This window comes from Salmonella sp. NW645, from assembly GCF_051703725.1.
GTDB classification, from domain to species: Bacteria; Pseudomonadota; Gammaproteobacteria; order Enterobacterales; family Enterobacteriaceae; genus Salmonella; species Salmonella enterica.
This window is the reverse complement of the sequence record NZ_JAMMKR010000004.1, coordinates 38,687-45,437: the sequence shown is the minus strand read 5'-3', so window position 1 is coordinate 45,437 and position 6,751 is coordinate 38,687. Positions and strand designations below refer to the sequence as shown.

The window sequence follows — 6,751 nt, the reverse complement described above, 5'->3', positions numbered from 1 at the left end:
TTACGCGGATCGACCGGTTCGGCAGGTTCGCTTCCGGCCTGCTGCTCCTGCTTACGGGCTTTGGCGCGGGCGATGGCCGCTTCCACCGCGGCTTTACGCGGATCGACCGGTTCGGCAGGTTCGCTTCCGGCCTGCTGCTCCTGCTTACGGGCTTTGGCGCGGGCGATGGCTGCCTCCACTGCAGCTTTACGCGGGTCGTCGCCGGGTATCGCGCTGTCAGCCATCGGATGAGCGGCTTGTTTAGCGCGCGCTTGCGCTTTACGCGCTTCACGGGCCGCGATGACGGCGCTATTGTCTGGCAGACTACCCGCCTGAATAACCACCGGTTGCGTGGCCTGCGCCTGTTTCTCTTTTACCCGCGCCAGCGCAGCGGCAATGGCATCCTGATCTTTTGCCGCTGGTTGTACCGCTGCGCTCTTATGACGTGCAAGGCGGGCGGCTTTTTCGCGCTCCAGTCTTGCCTGACGAGCCTCAAAACGTGCTTTGGCTTCGGCGGCGCGTTTTTCTTCAAGCCTGATCGCATTAATCTCCGCTTTTTCCTGACGGAAATATTGGACGAGCGGAATATTACTCGGGCAGACCCAGGCGCAGGCGCCGCATTCTATACAATCAGCAATATGGTGAGCGGTAGCCTTGTCATGCTGCTGCCCTTTGCTGAACCAATAAAGCTGCTGCGGTAAAAGGTCGGCAGGGCAAGCGTCAGCGCAAGCGCTGCAACGAATACAGCTTTTCTCTTCCTGAGTCGCTCCCATTTCAGTCACGGATGGCGCCAGCAGGCAGTTGGTGATTTTTACGACCGGTACGTCAAGCCAGGGAAGGGTGAATCCCATCAACGGGCCGCCCATGATGACCATCTGGTCAGCAGAAGGGCAGAACCCGGCATCGTTAAGCAAATGACGAACGGGAGTGCCGAGCCGAGCCCAGACGTTACCCGGACGGCTTACCGCTTCACCCGTTAAGGTGACAACGCGTTCTGTGATCGGTTCGCCGTCAACCACGGCGCGTTTAACGGCATAAGCCGTACCGACGTTTTGCATCAGCACGCCAATATCAGAGGAGCGCCCGCCGTGGGGAACCTGTTTTCCCGTCAGTATTTGGGTGAGCTGTTTTGCGCCGCCGGAAGGGTATTTGGTTGGGATCACACGTAACGAAATATCGTGGGCGTCAGCCAGTACGGCGCGCAGCATGGAAATAGCCTGCGGTTTGTTATCTTCAATGCCGATTAATACCTCACGCGGTTGCAGAATATGCGCCAGGATGCGAATACCTTCCACAATCTGCGCGGCGCAGTCCTGCATCAGACGATCGTCCGCCGTAATGTAAGGTTCGCACTCTGCGGCATTGATAATAAGCGTAGTGATTTTATCGCCGCCGCCCTGCAATTTAACGCCGGTGGGAAAACCCGCGCCGCCAAGCCCGGCAACGCCATACTGATGAATGCGTTCAATGAGCGCTTCACGGCTGTGGGCGCGGTAATCAGACCAGCCCTCGCGTTCAATCCAGCGGTCCTCGCCGTCGGCATCAATGATGACGCTTAACTCCGCCAGCGCCGAAGGATGCGCCGTCGAGTGGGGGGCAATAGCGATAACCGTCCCGGAGGTGGGCGCGTGTACCGGCAGCATTCTCCCACGTCCACGGGTAAGCGCCTGGCCGCGTAGCACGCGATCGCCGACGCTAACGCACAGCTCGCCCTCAGCGCCAATGTGCTGTTTTAAAGGGATAACAAAGCGCGGCGCTAAAGGCACCTGGCGCAGCGGCGTGCCGTTTGACTGGGACTTCATTTCGGGCGGATGAATACCACCGTCGAAATCCCAGATTTTATCTTTTCTGAAAGCGGAAAATAGTTTAAGCATGTTGTTCCACGGGAATGATGCGAACGGGAATGGTGTTCAAATCCCATTTCCAACTGTCGGGCGTCTCATTCACCGGACGTAATTCGATGCAGTGCGTCGGACACGGATCGACGCACAGATTACAGCCAGTACAGAGATCGCTCATGACCGTGTGCATGGCGCGCGTTGCGCCAACGATGGCGTCAACCGGGCAGGCCTGAATGCATTTTGTGCAGCCAATGCAGTTATTTTCATCAATAACTGCCAGCATACGTACTGGCGCAGCCTGCTGTTCTTCACCATCGCATGGTTGCGGCTCTACGTTTAGCAACTCTGCCATTTTCAGCATGACGGCTTCGCCGCCGGGCGCGCAACGATTGATTTTCTCGCCCTGGAGACCCACGGCTTCGGCGTAGGGGCGACAGCCGGGATAGCCGCACTGGCCACACTGGCTCTGCGGCAAAATCGCATCGATTTTTTCAACAACCGGATCATCTTCAACCGCGAATCGGCGGGAGGCATAACCCAGAATGGCGCCGAACACCAGGCCCAGAAGGGTCAGGGCGCCAACGGCAATCCAGATAGTATTCATTACAACTTCACCAAACCACTAAAGCCCATAAAGGCCAAAGACATTAATCCTGCGGTAATCAATGCTATCGCGTTACCACGAAAAGGGGCGGGCACATCCGCCACGGCAAGGCGTTCGCGGATGGCGGCGAACAGAACCATCACTAATGAAAAACCGACGGCGGCGGAAAATCCGTACAGCGCCGACTGAAGAAAGTGATGACCGAGATTAATATTCAGTAACGCTACGCCCAGAACCGCACAGTTAGTGGTAATCAGTGGTAAGAAGATGCCTAACAAGCGGTATAACGCCGGGCTGGTTTTCCGCACAACCATTTCGGTAAATTGCACGACCACAGCAATGACGAGGATAAAGGCCAGCGTCCGCAGATAAATCAGATCCAGCGGAATAAGTATCCAGGTGTCGATAAGCCAGGCGCATATCGACGCCAGCGTCATGACAAAGGTCGTCGCGAGGCCCATCCCCATGGCGGTTTCCAGTTTTTTGGATACGCCCATAAAGGGACAAAGGCCCAGGAATTTGACCAGTACAAAGTTATTGACCAGTACAGTTCCGACAAAGAGCAGCAGGTAATCAGTCATGTTTCGGCCTGAAATAAAAAAGCCGCCTATTATCTGTCAAACTACCACAGGCGACAACAGGTTAACTGTAGGGTTATTACGGATTAACAAACGTTGTTTTGACGCGCGCTGAACGTTTGAGATAAGGCACAATGAGCGCCGTCGCCAACAGTGGGAAGAGTAACTGACGCACGGCAAAGGCATCTGAGACGGGCGAAAAGGCAAATGCTTTAACCGCCAGTAACACCGACACCAGCAGCCAGATAATGTAATGCTTCGGCACGCAGCGTCTGCGCTTGAAGAATGCGATCGTCAACCACAGGGTATAGTACCACATGGCGATAGCGGTAATAAATGAAATGCCCCATAGCAGTAAATTACCGGTTTCCTGTCCGCTAAGCGTCTTGAACGTTTGCGGTGTGGCAAGCGCCATAACGTAGAGTAATAACGCCAGCGAGGCGCTCAACAACGCGACTAACAGCCAGGCTAACGGGCCAAGAAGCCAGCCTCCAATTCGTTGTGGCGGTGTTGTAGTCATATCTTCTCCGGGGTTACGCGCATTAACGGTCATGCCGCTCATTTTGGGGCAAATATTATAAGGTTTTTGATGTTAAACGCTACTTTCTTTATTGCACATAGCGCCAGACGGATTGCGGAACCTGACCTACATCAAACAGGCGTCCTCCGGAAACCAGTTCGGCACGGCGGTGATCTGCAGCGCGATACATATTAACAATGTCCATGTCATCAGTAAGGGTATAGTTAAGGTGGTCGAACAGTTTTTCCAGACTTTCGAGCGAACTAATTTTGCGGAATTTTAATAGATAATCCTGAACAGTCATATAAAGTTGATCCATATTTAATATAATGCCAACGGAGTAGTCACTGATAAAAAATAAACAAAACCGCACCAGTGAGAGGTCAGGGGTGCAGGTAAAAAGGGAATATTCTTACCGGTAAAGAGTCAGGCGCCACAGGGCGCCTGGGGCGAAAGGTTAACGCGCTTTCCTACAACAGGCAATAAACGTCAGACCAGATAGGACATATTTCGTTTTTTTTGCCGGTTTTTGACTTTCTTTGCACGCCCCGGGGCGCCGCTGACCGTACCACGCGAAAATGCCTTTACATTATCTGACGCTTACTTCTTCTGAACGGAAGCCGTGGGCTCTGGTGGTTGGTAATTGTCAATATGGTTGGCAATACCTAAAAGAATGACTGAGATAACGAGAACTATCCACCCAGTTAATTCAATAAGACGATTCATTATTGACGACATTTGCTTTGATTTATCCATAAACACAGAGGGTAAATGTTACTTTCCTGGCGAACGGTCGGCAAGAGGGAGGGAAACGATTTCAGCCTCTGTTCTGTAACAAGTTAATCATTTGATGCTACGTTGATGGTCAGGACGCTATTGCGGCTAATCGCACGATGGTGTGGAATAGCGATATCTAAAACCGGAGGCAGTGAGATGAATGACAAAATCCGCGTTGGGTTAATCGGTTATGGCTACGCCAGTAAAACCTTTCATGCGCCCTTAATTATGGGAACGCCAGGGCTAGAGCTTGCGGCGGTATCCAGCAGCGATGAAACAAAAGTGAAAGCAGATTGGCCGGCGGTTTCCGTGGTCTCTGAGCCCCGACATTTATTTAACGATCCGCATATCGACCTGATCGTGATCCCGACGCCCAACGATACCCATTTCCCGCTGGCGAAAGCTGCGCTGGAAGCCGGTAAGCATGTGGTGGTTGATAAACCCTTTACCGTGACACTGTCACAGGCGCGAGAATTGGATGCGCTTGCGCGGAGCACTGGCCGGGTACTTTCCGTCTTCCACAACCGACGCTGGGACAGCGATTTTTTGACGCTGAAAGCCTTGCTGGCGGATGGCGTGCTCGGCGAGGTGTCCTTGTTTGAGTCCCACTTTGATCGCTTTCGTCCCCAGGTGCGCGACCGCTGGCGCGAGCAAGGCGGGCCGGGAAGTGGTATCTGGTACGATCTGGCGCCGCACTTGTTGGATCAGGCCATTCAACTTTTTGGCCTGCCGGTCAGCATGACGGTGGATTTAGCGCAGCTGCGTCCGGGCGCGCAATCTACAGATTATTTCCACGCGATTTTATCCTACCCCCAGCGCCGCGTGATTTTGCACGGTACGATGCTGGCCGCGGCGGAATCCGCGCGATACATCGTTCATGGTTCGCGCGGTAGCTATGTAAAATATGGCCTCGATCCCCAGGAAGAACGGTTAAAAAACGGCGAGCGTTTACCGCAGGAAGACTGGGGATATGACATGCGTGACGGCGTATTGACCCTGGTTGAGGGAGAGAAGCGCAAAGAAGAGAACTGGCTTACGTTGCCGGGTAACTATCCGGCATATTATGCCGCCATCCGCGATGCGTTAAACGGTAATGGTGAAAATCCCGTGCCGGCAAGCCAGGCGATTCAAATTATGGAGTTGATTGAACTGGGCATGGAATCGGCAAAACATCGTGCGACGCTGTGTCTTGCCTGAGATGTCGCATTTCTCCGCCTGTGATAGCATTAAACCGCAGGCGGAGAGAGGACGTTAGCATCAATAAAGCAATCTTACGCCGCGGCCACTTTTTCGCGCAGCGCACGTTTTTCGTCATCGCTCAGAAAGGCGATTTCCAGACCGTTAATCTGCGCCTGGCGAATCTGTTCGCGGCTCAATCCTGCCGCTGGCGCGGCGACGTGATATTCATGGATAATATCTACGCCCTGAACAGCCGGATCGTCCGTATTAAGACTGGCGAGAACGCCATGCTCAAGGAAGGTTTTGAGCGGATGATCTGCCAGCGATGCGACGGTACTGGTCTGAATATTCGAGGTCAGACAGGATTCAATACCGATACGCTGCTGTGCAAGAAAATCCATTAACGCGCGATCTTCGACAGCTTTTACGCCATGTCCGATACGTTCGGCCCCCAGTTCGCGAATCGCCTGCCAGATACTTTCCGGCCCTGCGGCTTCGCCAGCGTGAACGGTAATATGCCAGCCCGCATCGCGCGCCCGATTAAAGTGCGACAAAAACAGACTGCCGGGAAAGCCCAGCTCATCACCGGCTAAATCCAGCGCGGTGATTTTCTCTCTGTGCGCCAACAGCGCATCAAGCTCCTGTAAACATGCCGCCTCGCCGAAGGTACGGCTCATAATGCCAATGAGTCGCGCCTCGACGCCAAACGTGTTACAGCCGTCGCGTACTCCGTCGATAACGGCTTCAACCACGCCTGCGATCGGTAACTGATGCGCCATCGCCATATAGCCGGGCGAAAAGCGAAGCTCGACGTAATGCAGGCCGTTACGTGCGGCATCTTCAATATTTTCAAAGGCCACACGGCGGCAGGCGTCAAGCGATGCCAGGACTTTTACCCCCCAATCGAGCTTCGTGAGAAAGCTTACTAAATCGGGTTCGGTTGAGGTGACCTGGACATGCGGAATCAGCGTTTCCAGCGTTTGGGCGGGAAGGGCGATGTTGAACTGCCGACTAAGATCCAGAATTGTTTGGGCGCGAATGTTGCCATCAAGGTGGCGGTGGATGTCAGTCAAAGGAAGCGTAATATCAATCATGGGCGCACTCAATTTTTAATAAAAGTGCGCACCATTATACTACAGATTGATAATGCTCTGGAAATTTTGCAAAAACGGAGCCATTACGTTGCAACTTCGCGAGAGCGCGGGAGAAATTTTGTATCATTCTCTTTAACGCGCCCCGGTTAGCTCACGGGGGGCTCTGTTATCGCATCTTA

General features: G+C 53.6%; 8 protein-coding genes. 1 reads left to right on the top strand and 7 read right to left on the bottom strand.

Translation table 11 applies throughout. The features are described 5' to 3' along the window. The 6 genes from rsxC to blr all read right to left on the bottom strand — a co-directional run. Window positions 1–1,853: electron transport complex subunit RsxC (gene rsxC, locus NA389_RS09690; protein WP_410971579.1), on the bottom strand; the 1,853-nt coding region annotated here is incomplete at its 3' end. After that, complete coding sequence (gene rsxB / locus NA389_RS09685) at window positions 1,846–2,424, bottom strand: electron transport complex subunit RsxB (RefSeq protein ID WP_001092600.1); 579 nt, start codon at window positions 2,422–2,424, stop codon at window positions 1,846–1,848. The genes rsxC and rsxB, both read right to left, overlap by 8 nt. Then, window positions 2,424–3,005: an electron transport complex subunit RsxA gene (gene rsxA, locus NA389_RS09680; RefSeq protein ID WP_000133179.1), complete on the bottom strand. Its 582-nt coding sequence runs from the start codon at window positions 3,003–3,005 to the stop codon at window positions 2,424–2,426. Before rsxA ends, rsxB begins: the two co-directional genes overlap by 1 nt. Window positions 3,006–3,081: 76 nt before the next feature. After that, window positions 3,082–3,522, bottom strand: coding sequence for a DUF2569 domain-containing protein (locus tag NA389_RS09675; protein WP_000214061.1), 441 nt, complete (start codon window positions 3,520–3,522; stop codon window positions 3,082–3,084). An 88-nt stretch (window positions 3,523–3,610) separates the two neighbouring features. Further along, complete coding sequence (gene ydgT, locus NA389_RS09670; RefSeq protein ID WP_000217946.1) at window positions 3,611–3,826, bottom strand: transcription modulator YdgT; 216 nt, start codon at window positions 3,824–3,826, stop codon at window positions 3,611–3,613. A gap of 296 nt (window positions 3,827–4,122) precedes the next feature. Beyond that, a complete protein-coding gene (blr, locus tag NA389_RS09665) occupies window positions 4,123–4,248 on the bottom strand; it encodes a division septum protein Blr (protein WP_001708800.1) in 126 nt (41 codons plus the stop codon). A 207-nt stretch (window positions 4,249–4,455) separates the two neighbouring features. Here blr and NA389_RS09660 point away from each other — a divergent pair, with 207 nt between their 5' ends. Continuing rightward, complete coding sequence (locus tag NA389_RS09660) at window positions 4,456–5,496, top strand: oxidoreductase (RefSeq protein WP_000998241.1); 1,041 nt, start codon at window positions 4,456–4,458, stop codon at window positions 5,494–5,496. A gap of 74 nt (window positions 5,497–5,570) precedes the next feature. On the opposite strand, the gene add is transcribed toward NA389_RS09660, so the two are convergent. Beyond that, window positions 5,571–6,572, bottom strand: a complete 1,002-nt coding sequence (gene add / locus NA389_RS09655) for an adenosine deaminase (RefSeq protein WP_000565578.1) — start codon at window positions 6,570–6,572, stop codon at window positions 5,571–5,573. Window positions 6,573–6,751: the final 179 nt, after the last annotated feature.